Here is a 19,914-nt window from a genome sequence, read left to right as displayed (position 1 = left end):
AAATCAAGATCTTGATTTAATAGCCAAAATCAATGAAGAGGCACATGAATTGACTGAAAGCTTATTAAATCAAGAAACAGGACAAAGAGGATATAATTTAACAGGAGACGAGAAGTTTCTTGAACCCTATTTTTTTGGAACAGATCGATATTCATCTTTGGCTTGGGGATTAAAATTAAATATCCGCCGTTTTCCTTCATTAACTGATCCTGTGAATGCGATGATTGAATCAGGTTTTTACTGGCATAATCATTATGGCTCGCAACAAGTGATCGAGCAAGGCCATAATATGAAAGTAACAAATCAAAGTCTTGCTAAAGGGAAAGAAAGTTTTGATGAGTTTAGGTCAAAGGCTAAAACAGTCTATACAGAAACATCTTTGCAAAGAGAGGCAAAGATAAAATACATTTCCTCTTTAACGTCTAACTACCATATATTATTAATACTTCTCTCGTTTTTTCTATTCATGACGCTAATCGTAATGATGTTGAGCGCATTTAAAAAGGTAACCGAGCCAATACTTGAAGTTCAAAATGCGATCAAAGAAATAGCAGGTGGAAATTTCGATTATCCTTTATTTGACCAGAAAAAATCCAAGGACGAGCTATCTGAACTGGTTTCAAGTATAAATATTATGCGATATCAACTTCACCAAAAAATGAATACAACGATGCTATTGGCGGAAACGGATTCATTAACGGGTATCTTTAATCGAGGATTCTTTGATAAGGAATTAAATAAATTAATGGTTAACGCCCATTTATATGGGGGAGAGTTTAGCCTCATTCTCATTGATATTGACCATTTTAAAAAATTTAATGATTCCTATGGCCATACAGAAGGTGACAGAGCTTTATGCCACGTCACTAAGCTGATTTCAGAACAAACTCGCTATACCGATGTCTTTGCCAGATATGGCGGAGAAGAATTCGCGGTCCTTGTCACCACTCCAGATGCAGCTTCCTTAGCGGAAAAGTTGAGAAAAAAGATAGATGAAACTCTGTTAGAAAATTACCACATTACCGCTAGTTTCGGTATCAGTGACTTTCAGATAGGTGAAGATGCAAAGTCATTGATCAATCGGGCTGACCAAGCGTTATATGAAGCAAAGCGTAAGGGTCGCAATAGAGTAGAATATGTAAAATAGGTAAAAAGCTATCCTTCCAAACTTGGAAAGGATAGCTTTTTTTATTAATGACGCATGTTATTCGAATTGTTGTTCATGTTCGTCCCCATACCCATGTTTGTGTTGCCACCAGTTTGTGGCGTTCCTTGGGCAGGAGCAAATGAGTTCATGATTTGCGTCATATCCTCTTGAGCAAGCTGTGGTACTTGGTAGTAATGGTTTTTGTTTTGATAAATAGAAAGTTCATACGCCATTTCAATACAGTTCGGAATGGAGTCAGCAAGTACACGGCGAACAACAGGGTTCGTCGATTCAACGGCAGCCATCGTTTTTCCAGCAGCTCCAGCTTTACAGCATGCGAGCATTGAAGCAGAAATAAATTCATCAGAAATCTCATTAAGGCTCTGCATTGGTCTTTTCGGCTGAGATGTTTGTTTGAGTCCATAAACAAAATCGTTGTCCTGTTGCATTTCATAGCTTTGTGTAGGTTTGGAAGGATCTTGTCCGCTTTGGAAGCATTCCAAGGTAATATTGTACTCATCTTGTATGAATTGATATTGGCGATCTAAAATCCCCAGTAATTCCTGATCTTTTACATGTGGACGAAGCATCATATACTGATTCAATGTGTCAATCGATTGAACTAGTACCTCATGCACGTCAAACATTTCATGACCGCCATGGTTCAATTGCGGTGGCACGGCTCCTGTATGCATATTCTGGTGCATTTGCCCCTGTTGATTTTGCATCATACCCTATCTCCTCCTAAGAATATTTGGACACTGCCATCTATTATTTTGTTTCAAGCCAGAATTGTTATTCGTGATCGTAACTTTAATTTCTCTGTTTCGCGTTTTAAAACGATTCTCCACGTCAATAATGCAGGTAGTAAAAGCTTTGGGAGGTACATGTCGTGAAACAGGAACTGGAGATATTTTATCGGATCTTTACCACAACAAAAAACGCCATTGAAAAATTTATGGATCTGCTCGACCCGGTCATTCAGAACGCAACAGACGACCATGAACGCCTGTATTATCACCATATTTATGAAGAAGAGGAACAACGTCTATCTCGCTTGGCAGAGCTGATTCCGTTAATCAACAAGTTCCTGCAGGAAAAAGAGAACCAGGACTTTACCCCAACAAATAACGAGTTTAATCGTTTGCTACAGGAATTAAATCTTGAAAAATTTGGACTTCACAATTTTGTTGAGCATTTGGATTTGGCCTTGTTTCGCTTCACAGATGAAGAGCGCACTACACTGCTAAATCAGTTGCGGCAGGTTTCCTACCAGGATTACCAGCAAGTTAAAGTCATGCTAAATGAAATAAATGGTCGTTTTGACCATAACTATGTGGATCCCCATGTCCATCATGATGAGCATCATGATCATTTGGACAGGTCCGTGTCAGCTTCCGTTACTGCCGAAAAGACTTCAAATTACCGGAAAGGATTTACGGTTGGCAGCTTGATGTAAGGCATAGTAGAGGATTCGTCATAATTATTGCTAACAAACGGTGGGATTAATCGAAAATATAGCGGGATACTTAGCAAAACTCGCAAAAATATCACAAAATCTTATGGGAATCCTGCTGAATCACTAACATCATCATCAGCAAATGAGGAAAAGAGAGGAAAACGTATGAATAAATCACAGCTATACCCAGACTCACCACTCCATGATGGTGAATTTGCCCAATTAGATAGAACCGTCATCGAGGCAGCACGCAGACAACTGGTCGGGCGTAGATTTATTGAACTGTACGGCCCGCTTGGCAGGGGAGTCCAGAGTATTTTTAACGATATTTTTACTGAAAATGAAGAAGCAAAAATGGACTTTCAAGGTTCATTTGACGTAGATGTTGAAACAAGCAAACGTGTTAATTTGACAATTCCCATGATATACAAAGATTTTATTCTATTTTGGAGGGACCTGGAACAGGCAAAAGTCCTCGACATCCCGATTGATTTTTCACCGGCTGCCAATGCCGCCCGAGATGTTGCTATTATGGAGGATCAGATGATTTTTCATGGTTCAAAGGAATTTGACCTCCCAGGCTTAATGAATGTTCATGGGCGAATCACTCATTTAATCGGCGAGTGGTATGAATCGGGTGCAGCGTTTCAGGATATCGTGGATGCCCGCAACAAACTGCTCGAATTGAATCATCATGGACCTTTTGCCTTAGTACTATCGCCAGAGCTTTATTCACTTATCCATCGTGTACATAGGGATACTAATGTTCTAGAAATTGAACATATTCGTGAGTTGGTGACCGATGGCGTGTTCCAATCACCTGTTTTAAAAGGAAAAACAGGAGTGCTGGTCAATACGGGCAGAAACAATTTGGACCTTGCCATTTCAGAGGATTTTGACACGGCTTATTTGGGACAGGAAGGATTGAACCATCCCTTCAGGGTTTATGAAACAGCTGTACTGCGGATTAAGCGACCATCAGCTATTTGCACATTGGAAGCAATCGGGGATTAAACGATGAATCGCATGTTTACCGTTGGTTCGTTAATTCCCGGAAGGATGAGCGCTGTTCAACAAACGATACCAAAGGCCATCCTCAAACCAGAAGTGTTTACGGAAAAACTAATCTTGTATCAAGGGATAAATAAATTTGAAGTGACACCTGAAAAAGGAATCCTTCTGGACACTGCACTTAAGCAGGGAAAACCCATTCAGTATAAATGCAGAAAAGGAACATGCGGCCAGTGCAAGGTCAAAGTGGATGCCATTGGCATAAAGTTATCCCAACCAAATGAGAAAGAATTAAGTAAATTGAAAGATGAAATAGGGGGCGGCTTCCGCTTAGCATGCCAGACGGAAATTATGTCATAAAAAAAACGAGGACTGGGGGCCTCGTTTTTTTTATGCGTGCATACGTTCGCTCATATGAACTAAATTATCTTCCACTGGGAAGGGCAAAGTAATATTGTGTTTATGAAGCTCTTTTACACTAATATCACGGACAATTTTCATAGCCTCTTTTTTGAAGGTTTGAGTGACAAAGCCATGGTTTATTTCACAAAGCTTTTGTAAATACTGTAATGTGTCACGGACCATGATTTGCTTAATGAAAGAGTTATTCAGCTGACAAATCAATTTGTGCTGAAGGCCTTTAATAATGGCAATCTGGTCAACATGGGCAATGATGTTCGCGCCGTTTTCATCGATAAAACCGACCGAAACATATTGACCTTTTGAAATATCAACATTGGTGAACACGGGGTTGTTATAAATCTCACCGGAGGACAAACGAATGGAATCCGCTTCAGCTGCACCACCAATTTTACGTTGATTCGCAATAACCGTGTGAATATCTTTCAACCCAAATAACATGTTAAACATTGTTGATATTCCTCCTCGCAGTGTTAAGTTCTCTCTGTTGTCTATATGCTTATTCTAGAGATAATGAGAATCATTGTCAATAAGGTTTTGTAAAAGAAATATGACAGTTATTTGAAATGAAAAAGTTGGTAATGAAGGGTCAGGCTATCTGACCAAAATATGATGCTTGGGGAATAATAAGACTGATTGAAAGCCTCTAACAGCCCAAAAATAAGGGGATTCTTGAATAATGGTCAGATAGAATACTTCTATCAGACTAAAAATTGTAGAAATCTAGAAAAGCGGTCAGATAGAATGCTACTATCAACCCAAAAACAAGAAAGAGTCAATAAAACGGAAACATAGCCATCTTCTACGTTCCCGAACAAGCTGCAAAAGCAAAAAAACAGTAAAGTAGACCGCCTCTACGTTCCTGAACAAGCTACAAAAGTAAAAAAACAGGAAGGTAGACCATCTCTACAATCCAGAACGAGCAGCAAAAAGTAAAAAACAGGAACCTAGCCCCAATATATTGCTCCAAAAACAAAAAACGGTCACATAGGCCAAATAGGCCCACGCAACCGCTTTATCAGACATTCAAATTAATTACATAATCGTCGCAATACTTAAAATAACCATCACAATCACCGAAAGCATTACTACCAATTTCCAAACATGTTTCAAATACGTGCTATAAGGAATTCGAGCAATAGCTAGTGCGCCCATAATGACAGCACTTGTTGGAGTCAATAAGTTGATGACACCGGATGCACTTTGGTAAGCCGTGATGACAATATCTCTTCCCACATGCGCGAAATCAGCCAATGGCGCCATGATTGGCATGGACAAGGTGGCTAGACCCGATGTGGATGGAACTAAGAAAGAAAGTGGCATGTAGAACAAAAACGATAGATCCGTAAAAAGAACAGAACCCATATTAGAGAGGGCTCCTTCGCCCCAATGAAGAACGGTTGCGGTCATGCCGCCAGCGTTCATAACAACGGTAATACCGCGGGAGATTCCGATAATAATCGCAACTCCGAGTAAATCACGTGCTCCATTAATAAAGGTGCTCGTAAAGTTTTCCTCGCCCATACGGTAAATAAAGGCAATTATAATAGAAGAAACGAGGAAAAGCATCGTTAATTCTCCGAACCACCAGTCACCAAGCGGGATCATGCCGCCTAATAATTTGCCGATGAACGGAATTTTTCCTAAGGCCGTAACTAAATCTTCAAAAATAGTAATATTGAATTTTGCAGCCCATGGGACTACACCTAAAATCATAATCACAAACGTTAATCCGAATACCGAAAGTACTGCCTTGCGGCGACCGGTAAATTCAAGATCTTCTGTTTTCTGAGTTAAGAAATGCTGCTCATTTTCCTCTTTCATATTGGCAATTAATGACTTGGACGGATCGTCCTTGACTTTTTTTGCATAGCGCATGACGAACATGATGGTAACAATTAACGTCACAATAAGGATGACTAACCGCAGTCCCATTCCGTCACCAATTGAAATTCCGGCGAATCCAGAAGCGATACCTGTAGCAAATGGGTTTACAGTAGAACCCAGACAACCGATACCAGCTCCAAGAGCGATAATGGAAACAGCCGTTAATGCATCATAACCAGCAGCAATTAAAACTGGGATCAAAATTGGATAAAACGCGATTGTTTCTTCGGCCATACCGTAGGTTGTACCACCAATCGCAAACAGTGTCATCAAGATTGGGATCAACCATTGCTCCCGGCCTTTTAATTTACGAATGACCCGAGTGATTCCGGCATCAATCGCCCCTGTTTTCATGACCACTCCAAGGAATCCACCGATAACTAGAACGAACAATGCGATATCTTTTGCATCAAAGAAACCGTTAATCGGTGCATTGACCACTTCCCATATACCTTGAGGCGTTTGTTTAGCGGCCGAGAGTTGGTGATAGGTGCCGGCAACAGGAATTTCTTGCTGGCTAACCTTGTCCACTTTCGTATCGTATTGACCACCAGGGACTATCCAAGTTAATGCAGCAATAACAATGATAATTAAAAATAATAGCGTGTAGGCAGTTGGCATTTTCATTTTTTTCATAGTACTACCCCCAATAGAATAATAGAAAAAGAAAGGAGAGTACTAACCCGATTATGATTTATCGGGTTAGTTCATAAATCGCACGTGCATAAATTTCCATAGCATTAAACATTAAATCCAGATCAATATGTTCATTTGGCTGATGCTCGGTTTTTGCTTGATTCGGAAAAATGGCTCCAAAAGCAACGAAGTTTTCCATCGCTCTAGCATAAGTGGCTCCACCTGACGAAATCGGTTGGGAAGCGAAATCATTGGTAACTTCCTGATAAACCTTCATCAAGGTTTTAATTAAAAAGTGATCTTTTGGGACATAAATGGAACGTAAATAATCAAATTCCTTGTACTCCAGACCATACTTTGCGGCGGCCTCAGACAACAGCCCGACCATTTCTTGTTTATCGGCGGTTACAGGGATCCGAATATCAATGGATAGACGTTCAATTTCCTCATTCAAATCAATTTTTCCAATATTAAACTTTAATTTGCCGGATGCCTCATCTTCACATTCGCCAAAAATCTTCACCGCAAATGGATCCTCTTGGAGCATATCGCTGACAAATTCAATGACTTTTGAAGAGTAGCCGACCTGTTTCAGTGCCAATAGCAGGCGGGTAATAGCATTAATCCCTTTCTCTGCCACCTGAGCATGGACTGCTTTACCTAGAACAACAATTTCATCTTCAGTTTCTTCAAAAGCATAACCCATTTCTGTCAAAGCAGCCTTTACTTCCGGTAATTTTCCACCTGCATATCTCGCTGCGTCAGGCACTGCATTAAACGCATTTCCCGCTTTTAACTGGAGCCCTGAATCATTACTTCCTTCTAAATTCAGCTGTAATAATCCTTTTTCAGCATAGACGAGAGGGAAGGTAGAGTCGGGAGCAAAGCCCATTGACGGAATTTCTTCAATCTTGCAGTAACGGTTCATACAGCGCCAAAGGGTTTCTTCATCTGTTCCAAATATAAACCTGACCCGCTTGTCAAACTCAATACCGAGATTCATTAAGGCTTTGACGGCAAACAGTGCAGCTAGTGTTGGGCCTTTGTCATCCTGAGTACCGCGGCCGTACATGTTGCCATCTTTAATGACGGCTTCAAACGGGGAAGTATTCCAGTCATCAAGACTACCGGCAGGCACTACGTCTAGATGGCCGAGAACGCCAACCATCTCCTTGCCTTGACCAATCTCTGCATAACCGTAATAACCCTGAGGATCATAGAAGGTGGTAAAACCTAACTGACTGCATAGCTCTAAAGTCTTTCTTAAAGCTAAATCAATATTTTTGCCGAAGGGAAAGTTCTCATCGGTTTCATCTATGACACTGGGAATGGCTATGAGCTCCTTTAAGGCTTGATGAAAGTCAGTTTCTATGTTTTTTAATTCACTTAACAATTTGTCTGCATTCAATGTTTTTCGCTCCTTTCATCTTGATTTTATAGTTAGCAAGCGCTTTCTTAAGTTAGCATGTTCACAGTTGTGGTGTAATAATCCTTACATTTTTGCAGAGAAAATATACATTTTTATGCACCGAAACTAATAAATGGTGGGGGTGTATACAAAAAGGGGGGGTGAAACTGAATAACTAGTGAATGTCATATAAAGTTCATACCTAAAGTTCTAAAATTACAAAAATTAGTTTGACATAAAAACCTCTCCGAAACATGTTTCGGAGAGGTTTGATTTATGGCTATTAAACTAGTACAGGAGCACCATTCATTGATACAACGGTACCAGCCTTGCCTTCAACTGCGTTTACTGCTTGTTCTAAAGATGTAATGATCGTTTTGCGTTTAGGACTTGTTGCTGCAAATTGGATAGCCGCTTCTACTTTTGGAAGCATGCTGCCTGCTGCAAATTGACCTGTTGTGATATAAGTGTTCATTTCTTCAATGCTAACTTCTTCTAATTTCTTTTGAGTTGGTTTGTTAAAATCAATATAGACATTGTTAACGCCTGTTAGAATAACCAATGCATCAGCATCAACAAGCTCAGCTAATTTTTCAGAAGCGAAGTCTTTGTCAATTACTGCTTCAACACCAGTAATACCATTTTCTGTTTCGATGACAGGGATACCGCCGCCGCCGCAGGAGATAACGATGTTACCTTGTTCTACTAAGGAATTAATAACGGAATGCTCCATGATGCTAACAGGTTTTGGTGATGCTACCACACGTCTCCAGCCGCGTCCGGAATCTTCCTTAAAACATACACCTGAATCTTCCATGATTCGTTTTGCTTCTTCTTCGCTATAGAATGGGCCGATTGGCTTAGTTGGGTTGATAAAGGCAGGATCCTCTTTATCAACAACTACACGGGTAACAAGGGTAACAACATTTTTAACAATGCCGCGTTCTTTCAAGGCTTTTTCCATGGCATTTTGCATCCAGTAGCCAATCATTCCCTGACTCATGGCACCGCAAGTATCAAGCGGCATTGCTGGATTTTTAACTGAATCTGCTGCAGCTTGCTGTAGTAAAATATTGCCGACTTGTGGACCGTTTCCGTGAGAAATAATGATATCTATTCCTTGTTCAATGAAGTCAACTAATTGACGAGCTGTTGTTTCTAGTGCTTGCTGTTGAGCTTTGGCAGATGCATCGCCAGATTGAATAGCGTTGCCGCCTAAAGCGATTACTACTTTCTTTGACATTGTATTTTCCTCCTATTATTAAAAACTCGATTAGGTTTTTATAAACTGATTTTTCCGGCAACAACCATGTATACAGCCAGGATGGCAAGTAAGATAAAGATAATAGCCCAGATCAGTTCGAATGGTTTAAAGGTTTTTTCGCCATTTTCTTTTTGGGCGATTCTAAAGACTAAGATTCCAATCGCGTATAATACAGCAGTTAATACTAGATAACTAAGTCCAGCTGCATAGATTAACCAAACTCCGTAAATAGATGCGATTAATCCGATTACCATTTGTTTCGTTTCTTTATTCTGTAAACTGTATTTCACTTGGTACAGTGCAGAGAACAAGTAAGGAATTAAGATTGCTGAGCTAGCTAATGAGAATGCAAAATTATAAGGCTTATCAGAAACTAATAGAGTTAATAAGAAAATCTGTACTAGTACGTTTGTGACAATTAAGGCATTGACTGGTGCATGGTTTTTATTTTCCTTGGCAAACATTTTTGGTAAAATGCCGTCCTTCGCTGCTAAAAATGGCAGTTCTGCAGCGAGTAGGGTCCAACCAAGCAAGGCACCTAATAAGGAAACGATTAACCCTAGGTTAACTACAGCCGCTCCCCAAGGACCAACTACTTCTTTTAAGACGTAAGCCATAGATGGACTCTTTAAGCCCGCAAGCTCTGATTGGGACAAAATCCCATAGGATAACAAGGTTATAAGAATGTAGATAACCAACGTTGATAGTAGACCGATGACTGTTGCTTTACCAACATCATTCATATTTTTTGCACGGCTTGAAAGTACGACGGCTCCTTCAATACCGATGAATACCCAAAGGGTAACTAACATGGTGCTCTTTGTTTGACTTAGGACATCTGAAAAATGGAAACCATTTTTGCCCCAGAAATCGATGGAGAATGTATCCATTTTAAAAGCGAAGATGGCAATGATGATAAATAGGAAAATTGGAACGAGTTTTCCGATCGTTACGACCAGGTTGACTAATGCTGCTGAATGAACCCCACGGAGGATTAAGAAATGTAGCAGCCACAGTAGAACTGAAGCACCAATGATCGATGCAAGATTTGCACCATCAAAAATTGGAATAAAGTAGCCGATGCCACTGAAAAGTAAGGTTAAGAATGCGATATTGCCTAACCATGCAGATAGCCAATAACCCCAAGCGGAGTTGAAGCCCCAATAGTTACCGAAACCAGCTTTTGCATAGCTGAATACGCCACCTTCTAGGTCAGGACGTTTATTTGTTAAATTTTGAAAGCAAAAGGCAAGTGCGATCATGCCAAATCCTGTAATGACCCAGCCGAGGATAACTGCCCCGGCAGAAGCACCGCCTGCCATATCTGATACTAGGTTGAACGCTCCGCCACCGATCATGGAACCAATAACAATGGCAATTAAGGATAATAAACCGAGTTTCTTGCTTGTATCAAGACTTTTTCCCTCTTCCATTATGTTTCACTCCTCTGTTTGAATTGGAAAGGAAAGGAGAAGGAGAGCAAACTCCTTCTCCAGTAAGCAGTCTCTTAATCTAAGTTTCCAAGAGTTGCAGCCATTACCGCTTTAATGGTGTGCATTCTGTTTTCAGCTTGATCAAATACTTTAGAATGATTGCTGCGGAATACTTCATCTGTTACTTCCATTTCAGACATGCCATGTTTTTCGTTAATGTCACGGCCATAGCTTGTTTCAAGGTCATGGAAAGCAGGTAGGCAGTGTAAGAAAATCATATTTTCATTACCAGTCTTTTTCACCATTTCCATGTTGACTTGATATGGAGATAGAAGTTCAATTCTTTCAGCAAACTTATCTTCTTCACCCATAGATACCCAAACGTCTGTGTAGATAACGTCTGCTCCAGCAACACCTTCATCAACACTGCTAGTGATGGTTACTTTACCGCCAGATTTAGCAGCTAGTTCTTTAGCTAATTCAACAATTTCTGTTTCAGGGAATAAAGATTCTGGTGAGCAGATGCGAACATCCATTCCAACTAAAGCTCCACCGACAAGTAAGCTGTTAGCAACATTGTTACGGCCGTCGCCAACGTATACGAATTTAATGCCTTCTAAGCGGCCAAAGTTTTCTTTAACAGTTAAGAAGTCTGCAAGAGTTTGTGTTGGGTGCCATTGATCTGTAAGACCGTTCCAAACTGGTACACCAGAATGTTCTGCTAACATATCCACTTTTTTGTGTTCAAAGCCACGGAATTCGATACCATCAAACATGCGGCCTAATACTTTAGCTGTATCTTCGATAGATTCTTTTTTACCTAATTGGATATCATCTTTTCCTAGGTATTCTGGATGTGCGCCAAGGTCGATACATGCTACTGTGAATGCACAACGTGTACGAGTAGATGGTTTTTCAAATAGAAGGGCAACGTTTTTACCTTCTAAGTGGCGATGAGGAACACCATGTTTTTTCTCATCTTTTAATTTCATGGCTAATTCAATGAAATAAACAAACTCTTCTTTAGAAAAATCCATTTCGCGTAAAAAGCTTCTGCCGTGTAATTTTGGTGTAGTTGCTAACATTGTATATTCTCTCCTTTAATCTCTCATTTTTATAAAAAGGTTTTCTTAATCAAGCGCCCGGCAATGAAGCGGGCGCTGCTAATTATTTGCGAAGGTCTTCACGAACGATTGGCATACTCATGCAACGTGGGCCCCCACGACCGCGAGATAATTCCGAGCTTAAGATTTCAATTACCTCAATACCATGCTGACGTAATAAGTCGTTAGAAATGTAGTTTCGGTCATATGTGACAACAACTCCAGGAGCGATAGCCAAAGTATTGGATCCATCATTCCATTGTTCACGGGAAGCAGCGATTTCATCACCGCCGCCGCAAGGAATTAGGACAAGTTCACTAAGTCCAAGAGCTTCTTTTAAAGCTTCCTGCAGGTTGGAACGGTGCGAAATTTTAGCATGTTCAGCATCTTCGCCTTTTTCAAGGATATATACGTTCATATTTCCTTGTGGACCTTGGATTTCTGGGTGAATCGTAAATTTATCGTGATCTACCATTGTAAACACTGTGTCTAGATGCATGAAAGCGCGGCACTTAGGAATTTCAACGGCCATAACCTTTTTAAAGGAACTGTTCCGTTTGAATAAATTCAAAGCTAGTTTTTCAATTGCTCTAGCAGATGTACGAGCTGAAACTCCGATTGCAATAACTTCATCACTTAGGATGAGCTCATCTCCGCCTTCGATTGGGAATTCATTATCACGGTCAAGCCATACTGGAACGTCATGTCCGGCAAAGCGTGGATGATGTTTGATGATATATTGCATGAATAAGGATTCACGGCGACGTGCTGGTTCGCGCATTTTGTTAATAGATAATCCGTTGCCGATACTTGCTGCAGGGTCACGGGTGAAATACAGGTTTGGCATTGGATCTAAGTAGAACGGATAGTGATCATCCATAAATTCATATAAATGAGTTTTCTTGCTTTCTTCTATTTCTTTTTTTAGAACACCAGCCATAATTTTGTCCACCATTTCGGCAGTAGGGAAGGATAATAAATATTCTCTTAATACCTTTGCAGCCCCATTGACATTAGCATGGCTTTCTCGTAAAATATCATCAACAAGTTGTTTTTTAATTTCTGTGTTACTTAATGTCTCAGTAACTAATTTCTCGAGGTATAGGACTTCTATGCCTCTATTTTTTAATGTCTCGGCAAAATAGTCGTGTTCTCTCTGTATAATTGGTAAATATGGAATATCGTCGAATAATAAACGTTGAAGATATTCAGGAACCAGGTTTTCAACTTCTTTACCTGGGCGTTTTAGTAACACCGTTCTTAAAGTCCCAATTTCAGATTTAACATTGATCGGGTGCTTTAATTGGTTTTGTGTTTCTCTCTCAGCAGTCAATACGGATGTACTACTCATTTCTAATCCTCCTTTTTTTCTCTTTCCTTGCTACACCTTTATTCTAAGTGATGTAAACGATTTCTTTTGTAAGTACCCTTACAAGTAAACTGTTAAAATCATTACATTTTTTTGTCAATCATATAAATGACTATGCATATTTATGTATGTTTTTATGCAAAACAGTATTTTTAGGAGTTTTTTAATTGAATAACGGCCGAATGTCACATATATTTCAAAGATAAAGTTCTAATTTTCTGAATACACTAGGTAAAAAAAGACTGGCAATCATGCCAGCCTACCTGTGTTTTATATCGAAATTTTCCCCGTAACAAGCATGACAACCGCCACTACCGCTACTACTACAAAGAATAAGGCCCAAATAAGTTCAAACTTTTTGAAGGGCTTTTGACCACTTCCTTTTTCAGCATATAAAAAGACGAATATACCCAATGAATAAAGAATGGCTGTTAGTAATAAGTAACTCAGTCCAGCAGCATAAAGAATCCAAACGCTATAAATGGATGCAATAATCCCGATGATCATTTGACCCGTTTGCTTTTGCTGCCAGCTATATTTCACTTGAAATAAGGCGGAAAACAGATAGGGAACTAGTATGGCAGAGCTTGCCATGGAAAAAGCAAATTGATAGGGTTTATCAGAAATTAATAAGGTGAGTAAAAATAACTGGATCAGCACTCCAGTAAAAAACAACGAATTCATTGGAACATTATTTTTATTTTGTTTGGCAAATGTCTTTGGAAATGTTCCATCTTTGCCGGCTAAATAGGGAATTTCGGCGGCATAGAGGGTCCAGCCGAGCAAAGCTCCTAATAACGATACAATCAGACCAATGTTGACAAAGGCTGCTCCCCAAGGGCCAACAATGCTTTTTAGTACATAGGCCATAGAAGGGTTCTTTAGGCCGGCCAGTTCTTCTCGCGGCATGATACCTAATGATAATAAGGAAATCAGTATGTAAATGACTAGTGTTGAAATCACGCCGATGACAGTTGCTTTACCGACATCGCTTTTTTTCTTAGCCCGGCTTGATAAAACAATAGCACCCTCAACGCCTGTGAACACCCATAATGATACAAGCATTGTACTTTTCACTTGGCCCATAACGTCGGAAAAATGAAATCCTTTACTACCCCAGAAATCGATTGAAAAGGTACGGAACTTAAATGCGATTAGGGCAATGATAATAAATAGTATGATAGGAATCAGTTTAGCAATCGTCACGACGATATTCATGACAGCAGCATATTGGACACCTCTGGACACAAAGAAAATTAGAATCCAAAGGAATAAGGAGGCACCGATCACAGAACTAATGGTTCCTCCATTAAAAATAGGAATAAAATAACCGATGGAATTGAATAGTAGGGTTAAAAAGGCGATATTCCCGAGCCAGACAGATAGCCAATAGCCCCATGCGGAATTAAAGCCAAGGTACCTGCCGAATCCAGATTTTGCATAACTGTATATACCGCCTTCGAGGTCAGGCCGTTTATTGGACAGGTTTTGAAAAGAAAAAACTAATGCAAGAATACCGATTCCTGTAATGACCCATCCCAGCATGATGGCACCGGCATTCGCGCCGCTAGCCATATCAGTTGCCAGATTAAAGCACCCGCCGCCAATCTGAGAGCCAATGACTAACGCGATTAATGCAAGCAAACCGAGTTTGTTTTCTTTGTTTTCCATATAGAACCTTCTTTCCATTAAAAACCTTCTTGATATTCAATAGGTTGTCTAATTTCCACATCTTAAATACTACACTAAATAGAAGGTACGAACATCTAAAAAATATGCATAAATATAAGTTGTAATTTTCATAATATACAGGATTTGTATCTAGACGAAAAAAATCAGCCCCTCACGAAATAGTGAAGGGCCGAACTTAATGGTTATATTTCTTTAAAGTAATCAGGATCCTGGAAACGAATATTTTTTTTATTCACGGAGATGATCTCTTCCCGTTTTAATTGGTTCATAATCAAGCTGACGGTTTCCCTGGTCGTGCCCGACATTTTAGCAATATTGGCAGCTGTTAGGGGACAAGGGATTAGAACGTCAGTCCCATCTTTAATGCCAAGATCCTCCATTAAATAATTAAGTGTATGCAGCACGCGTTCTTGAGCATTTGGTATGAGGATTTGCTGCACTCGTTTCTGATGGAGCTCGAGAATTTCGGAAAGCTTTGTGATGGTCAGGATTAATGCCTTTGGATTGGTCTTCAACATTTCTTCAAGGACGTGGGTCTGAATGAAATAGACCATGATATCGGTCGCGGCAACCGCGGTGTTTTTATAGTAAGGATCGTTAAAGATTCCTCCATGAGGGAATAACTGATTTTTTTTCACAAAGTCAACATACATCATGCTGCCTTCTTCACTGCCACTTTCAAACATAACGTACCCGTCAAGCAAGAAAAAGATCTTATCTCGCGGGTCACCTTCCATAAATAGACATTGATTTTTCTTGTATGTTCGAAAATAAAAATAAGGCAAATACTTTTGTAAAGTTTTTGGGGAAACCGCCTTCAAAATCTCAAATTGCTGTAAGTCAGAAATAACATCCATATGAATCACAGTTGAGTTGAGCATGTTCTCTCTCCTTTCTGTGGGTAATTGTACCTTATTCGCTTAATGATCTAAGCTGCTTATTGATATGGGACGCTTCGTCAGGAGTTCGGCAAATGATTAGGCAAGTATCGTTCCCGCAGACTGTTCCTGCTTTGCCTTTCAAATCTAACGAATCCAACAATGCCCCAAAAGAGTGGGCGTGTCCTGGAAGAGTTTTAATAATAATAAAGTAATTGATAACCTCAATTCCAATTAAGGCATCCTTAAGCTTGTTCTTCAGCTTTTCTGAAATGAGATGGTCTTGGTCCACTTTAAAGCTATATTTAAGACTGCCATCACGGGAAGGTACTTTAATTAACTGCAAGGCATGAATATCACGTGAAATGGTGGCTTGCGTTACTCGTAATCCCTTTTCTATAAGCAATTGTTGCAGCTCTTCTTGTGTCTTTACCTCTTGTTCAGAGATCAGCTGGGTGATAAGTTGTAATCTCATCTCTTTCGTGATTGGTACGTTCATCGGCGGAGCTCGCTTTCATCTTATTCTACCTTTCTATCTTATTGCCAAATCATTGTAAATGACATGTATAAATCGTGAACTTATTCTAAACTACATAAAAAAAGGCTGGAAATCGTCACAATAATGTGGATTTCAGCCTTTTATAAGTATCTGGTGAAGGATCGAGAGAAAGGTCAGGAAAAGGATACTGCCCATGATTGAGAATGCCCATTTTATCCTTTTTATTATGATTTTGGAAAATACAAATGATGCAATGAGGCTAAACCATCCGATGATCGTAACGATTATCAAACCGTCAATCATCAGGTAAGGGAGCACCCCAAAAAATACGAGTCCCCCTAGTGCACTGCTAAGAACAAGGGGAATGAGTACATCAAGGCTGTGGGTAATTACAGGTGTGCTTGTTGATTCTATTGCTTTTACATTCAATAGCGGATAAAGAAAATAAGGCAGGACCATTCCAAAACTGATACCGGTCACTATTCTTTTAAGATTTGAGCTTTCAAACAAATGCAAGTAAGAACCTAATCCGTCTATCATTAGGGGGAGCATAAATATAAGAAGAATCATGCTTATTTTTACGGATGGAATGGTCATGCTTGGTCGTTTTTTAAATAAACATAAATAGGTTAGGGTCGAAAAAATCCCTAGATAAATTCCAGTATCACGAGCACAAACGGAGAGGACTCTTCCAGAGGCAAGGAATGTTCGTTCCGCAATTTGATGACAGACAGCCTTCCCGAAAAAGTCAAAGATTTCATCCACCAGCAGCCACCACCACCTTTCTAGGCAAAACCCAATTCATGTGTAATGAATTGGGTTCCCAAGAGCAACATCATTGTGATTAATATCCTGACATAAAGGCGGGAGAAATAGATAAAGCTGACAAGGCAAACCAACAAATACAACTTAATACAATTGAAACNNCAACAGGAATAAAAAATGATAAGATGTAAAGTAGAGCCTTAAGCCCACCTGACACATACTCACCCCCATGATGCGAAAATATGGAATTCCTCTTGTACATGAAATTCCTTGTTCAATGATATGTATGTAGAACTCTTTACAAATTTGCCTGTCCCTGAATTGGAAATTTTTTAGTAATTTTTCGCCCGTTTTTAACGTATATAAGTTACAATAGATAAGAGAATTGTTGCAACTTGTCTAACAATCTATTATTCTGACTGGACCTTTAATATAATTGTAATATTTTTAATGGATTTGAAACATTTCGTCGGCATAATCGTCTATAATGATAAAGGAAAAAAAATCATCAAAGAGGGAATGAATAATGGGGAAACTAAGACTACGAAGAAGGGTAAAGGGGACCCTTATCTTTTTGGGGTTGCTTGCATTTTTGTTTGCCGGAATTACGATCAATAATTGTTATTTCCAAGCACAGGCTGCCGACAAACCTATTAATCAACCAAAGAATGAAACTATTAAAAAGCCAAACTTGCAAGCACCTGCTCACGAAACAAAAGAGTTAAGAAAAGAACGAGAAAAAAGGTGGAAAGAGGGGGAAGCACGGGGGAAAGAACATGAAAAAGGAGGAACTGCACAGCCCGTCAATACAACTGTACCTCCACCACCACCGGGTCAACCCAATCCTGCTTCACCACAACAGCCACCGGCTAGTTCTCAGCCGAATAATCCTAAAACGGTATATCTAACATTTGATGATGGACCGTCGGTATTTTCCGAAGGGATTATCGCCCTACTGGAACAATATCATTTTAAGGCAACTTTTTTTATGATTGATGGTAATATTAGAAAGTATCCGGATGCGGTAAGACTCATGGTAAAAATGGGTGAAGGGGTAGGTCTCCACAGCGTATCTCATAATAAAGCCATTTTTTACGCATCAGTCAACTCTGTTCTGGGAGAATTGAATCAGAACCGCCAAACATTAAAAGAAGTGTCCGGAGTCGATTCCTTTTTAATGCGGACACCATATGGAAGTTCACCATATATGACGGATGAATATAAACAAGCGGTGAAAGCAAACGGATATATTATGTGGGATTGGAACATTGACAGCAAAGACTGGTATTTTAAAGACGAACGCTATATAGGAAATGTAATTAATCAAATAAATAGCAGATCCAGTCATCCTGGGCCACTTGTGATTTTAATGCATGAGCGAAAAGAAACGCTTGCGTCACTGCCAAAGCTAATGGAATACTTAAGACAGCAAGGCTATAGGTGCGAATCCATTAACAGTTCGATTCCTCCGGTTCAATTTTAATTAGCTTTATTAAATGTAATTAGCATTATTAAATTATTAAAGGATTTGATATAATTAACTTCAATAGTAAAGATAATGAGGTACGATAATTTCCTATGATTAATAAACTTTTTCAGAGCAGCAGTTTTAAACGAATTTTAATATTTATGGTGATCGCATTAGTTATTTATGCGATGAAATCGATGATTAATCTCATCTTGTTAACGTTTATTTTCGCGTTTTTAATGGATCGTTTGGTTCAATTTATCGGAAATAAAATTCCGCTTAACCGGCGTTTGTTAGTGATCATCTCCTATTCTTGCATTGTCGGATTGCTTTCCTATGGATTAATTATGTATCTTCCGATGATTGCTGGGGAAATTACCGCCTTAATTAAGCAATTGACAGCATTTTACACTTCAAAACATGATAATGTTGTTTTGAATTATATTGTTAGACGTGTAGAAGAAATACAAGTATCCAGTTATTTGGAGCAAGGTTTCACGTTTATCCTCAAATATTTTACTGATATTAGCAAGGTCAGCTTACAGGTGCTATTAGCATTGTTGTTAAGTTTATTTTTCTTGTTGGAAAAACCTCGTTTAATAGAGTTTACTAAGAAATTTAAAACGAGCAAGGTTGCTTCTATTTATGATGAAATTGAGTTTTTTGCACAAAAGTTTGTGCGGACGTTTGGTAAAGTCATTGAAGCGCAGTTAATCATTGCTGTAGTCAACTGTATTTTAACAACTATTTCCTTATGGCTGCTGGATTTCCCACAGCTGGGCGGTTTGTCGATTATGATCTTTATCCTGGGATTAATTCCTGTGGCTGGGGTCATTATTTCGTTAATTCCACTAACGATTATCGCCTATAGTATTGGCGGAATGATGAAGGTCTTATATATTGGGATTGCCATTGCTATCATTCACGGAATTGAAGCATATATCATGAATCCTAATTTAATGAGCTCCAAAACGAACTTGCCGGTTTTCTATACCTTTATTGTCCTAATCTTTTCAGAGCATTTCTTCGGAGTCTGGGGTTTGATTATCGGAATTCCGGTATTTGTGTTCTTGTTGGATGTGTTAGAAGTAACTGATAGCAGTAGGAACTAAATGGATAAAGCCCACTCTTGGGCTTTTTTCTTTTGCCGGAAAAATGGTATCCTAGTGACATCAAATAATGAGGAGGCAACTACATGAGCGAATGCAAATTAGACCATTCCGCAGAGGACGTACAAAAGAAGTACGAATCCCAGGCAGCTTTTTTACCGGAAGAAATGAAGCCGTTATTTCAACAATTCTTAGCCAAAGAACACACCCAGGAAATATTAAATGAAGTCTTCCATTTATTGAAAAAATACGATTTGGCATCAGAGGAAGAAAAGAGCGAACGGACTAATCGGCTGTACTTGGTATTGCGGAATTTGTAGGGATTGGGATGAGTTGGAAAAGGCGGTTTGAAAGCCAAAGCTAATA

The 19,914-nt window shown here is 39.4% G+C and carries 19 protein-coding genes; 7 read left to right on the top strand and 12 right to left on the bottom strand.

Going from position 1 to position 19,914, the window contains the following annotated elements:
• Window positions 1-1,147, top strand: a 1,147-nt coding sequence (locus V7083_RS13850; protein ID WP_335478704.1) for a diguanylate cyclase, incomplete at its 5' end; no start/stop codon positions are given.
• 44 nt (window positions 1,148-1,191) lie between these two features.
• Here V7083_RS13850 and V7083_RS13845 read toward each other — a convergent pair.
• Entirely contained in the window at window positions 1,192-1,875 is a 684-nt protein-coding gene (locus V7083_RS13845) for a spore coat protein (RefSeq protein WP_335478706.1), read from the bottom strand.
• Between the two features lie 164 nt (window positions 1,876-2,039).
• Between V7083_RS13845 and V7083_RS13840 the strand changes: the two genes are divergently transcribed.
• The 3 genes from V7083_RS13840 to V7083_RS13830 all read left to right on the top strand — a co-directional run bounded on the left by V7083_RS13840 (window position 2,040) and on the right by V7083_RS13830 (window position 3,977).
• Window positions 2,040-2,606, top strand: coding sequence for an IMEF encapsulin system ferritin-like cargo protein (locus V7083_RS13840; protein ID WP_335478702.1), 567 nt, complete (start codon window positions 2,040-2,042; stop codon window positions 2,604-2,606).
• A gap of 165 nt (window positions 2,607-2,771) precedes the next feature.
• Entirely contained in the window at window positions 2,772-3,620 is an 849-nt protein-coding gene (locus V7083_RS13835) for a family 1 encapsulin nanocompartment shell protein (RefSeq protein ID WP_335478700.1), read from the top strand.
• 3 nt (window positions 3,621-3,623) lie between these two features.
• The gene (locus V7083_RS13830; protein WP_335478698.1) at window positions 3,624-3,977 is read left to right on the top strand and encodes a 2Fe-2S iron-sulfur cluster-binding protein; all 354 of its coding nucleotides are present in this window, start codon (window positions 3,624-3,626) and stop codon (window positions 3,975-3,977) included.
• Between the two features lie 30 nt (window positions 3,978-4,007).
• Here V7083_RS13830 and V7083_RS13825 read toward each other — a convergent pair whose 3' ends face one another.
• The 11 genes from V7083_RS13825 to V7083_RS13775 all read right to left on the bottom strand — a co-directional run bounded on the left by V7083_RS13825 (window position 4,008) and on the right by V7083_RS13775 (window position 16,971).
• Window positions 4,008-4,487, bottom strand: coding sequence for a hypothetical protein (locus V7083_RS13825; protein WP_335478696.1), 480 nt, complete (start codon window positions 4,485-4,487; stop codon window positions 4,008-4,010).
• A 585-nt stretch (window positions 4,488-5,072) separates the two neighbouring features.
• Window positions 5,073-6,560, bottom strand: coding sequence for a YfcC family protein (locus V7083_RS13820; RefSeq protein ID WP_335478694.1), 1,488 nt, complete (start codon window positions 6,558-6,560; stop codon window positions 5,073-5,075).
• A 58-nt stretch (window positions 6,561-6,618) separates the two neighbouring features.
• A complete protein-coding gene (locus V7083_RS13815; RefSeq protein ID WP_335478692.1) occupies window positions 6,619-7,968 on the bottom strand; it encodes a M20 family metallopeptidase in 1,350 nt (449 codons plus the stop codon).
• 283 nt (window positions 7,969-8,251) lie between these two features.
• Window positions 8,252-9,211, bottom strand: coding sequence for a carbamate kinase (gene arcC, locus V7083_RS13810; RefSeq protein WP_335478690.1), 960 nt, complete (start codon window positions 9,209-9,211; stop codon window positions 8,252-8,254).
• 38 nt (window positions 9,212-9,249) lie between these two features.
• Window positions 9,250-10,665, bottom strand: a complete 1,416-nt coding sequence (gene arcD / locus V7083_RS13805; protein WP_335478688.1) for an arginine-ornithine antiporter — start codon at window positions 10,663-10,665, stop codon at window positions 9,250-9,252.
• 74 nt (window positions 10,666-10,739) lie between these two features.
• Complete coding sequence (argF, locus tag V7083_RS13800; protein WP_335478686.1) at window positions 10,740-11,750, bottom strand: ornithine carbamoyltransferase; 1,011 nt, start codon at window positions 11,748-11,750, stop codon at window positions 10,740-10,742.
• A gap of 82 nt (window positions 11,751-11,832) precedes the next feature.
• Window positions 11,833-13,119, bottom strand: coding sequence for an arginine deiminase (arcA, locus tag V7083_RS13795; protein WP_335478684.1), 1,287 nt, complete (start codon window positions 13,117-13,119; stop codon window positions 11,833-11,835).
• A 288-nt stretch (window positions 13,120-13,407) separates the two neighbouring features.
• A complete protein-coding gene (arcD, locus tag V7083_RS13790; RefSeq protein ID WP_335478681.1) occupies window positions 13,408-14,808 on the bottom strand; it encodes an arginine-ornithine antiporter in 1,401 nt (466 codons plus the stop codon).
• A gap of 203 nt (window positions 14,809-15,011) precedes the next feature.
• Complete coding sequence (locus V7083_RS13785; protein ID WP_335478679.1) at window positions 15,012-15,710, bottom strand: Crp/Fnr family transcriptional regulator; 699 nt, start codon at window positions 15,708-15,710, stop codon at window positions 15,012-15,014.
• A 31-nt stretch (window positions 15,711-15,741) separates the two neighbouring features.
• Entirely contained in the window at window positions 15,742-16,206 is a 465-nt protein-coding gene (gene argR / locus V7083_RS13780) for an arginine repressor (RefSeq protein ID WP_335478676.1), read from the bottom strand.
• A gap of 132 nt (window positions 16,207-16,338) precedes the next feature.
• Window positions 16,339-16,971 (bottom strand): DUF2085 domain-containing protein, encoded by a 633-nt coding sequence (locus V7083_RS13775; protein ID WP_335478673.1) that lies wholly within the window; start codon window positions 16,969-16,971, stop codon window positions 16,339-16,341.
• Window positions 16,972-17,497: 526 nt separating this feature from the next.
• Between V7083_RS13775 and V7083_RS13770 the strand changes: the two genes are divergently transcribed.
• The 3 genes from V7083_RS13770 to V7083_RS13760 all read left to right on the top strand — a co-directional run bounded on the left by V7083_RS13770 (window position 17,498) and on the right by V7083_RS13760 (window position 19,868).
• Window positions 17,498-18,454, top strand: coding sequence for a polysaccharide deacetylase family protein (locus V7083_RS13770; protein ID WP_335478671.1), 957 nt, complete (start codon window positions 17,498-17,500; stop codon window positions 18,452-18,454).
• A gap of 95 nt (window positions 18,455-18,549) precedes the next feature.
• Complete coding sequence (locus V7083_RS13765; protein ID WP_335478669.1) at window positions 18,550-19,551, top strand: AI-2E family transporter; 1,002 nt, start codon at window positions 18,550-18,552, stop codon at window positions 19,549-19,551.
• 83 nt (window positions 19,552-19,634) lie between these two features.
• Window positions 19,635-19,868, top strand: a complete 234-nt coding sequence (locus tag V7083_RS13760; protein ID WP_335478667.1) for a hypothetical protein — start codon at window positions 19,635-19,637, stop codon at window positions 19,866-19,868.
• Window positions 19,869-19,914 lie beyond the last annotated feature (46 nt).

Origin of the sequence: Bacillus sp. JJ1764, from assembly GCF_036962145.1 — a bacterium.
Lineage (GTDB): Bacteria > Bacillota > Bacilli > Bacillales > Cytobacillaceae > Neobacillus.
This window is presented reverse-complemented; position numbering and strand designations above follow the sequence as displayed.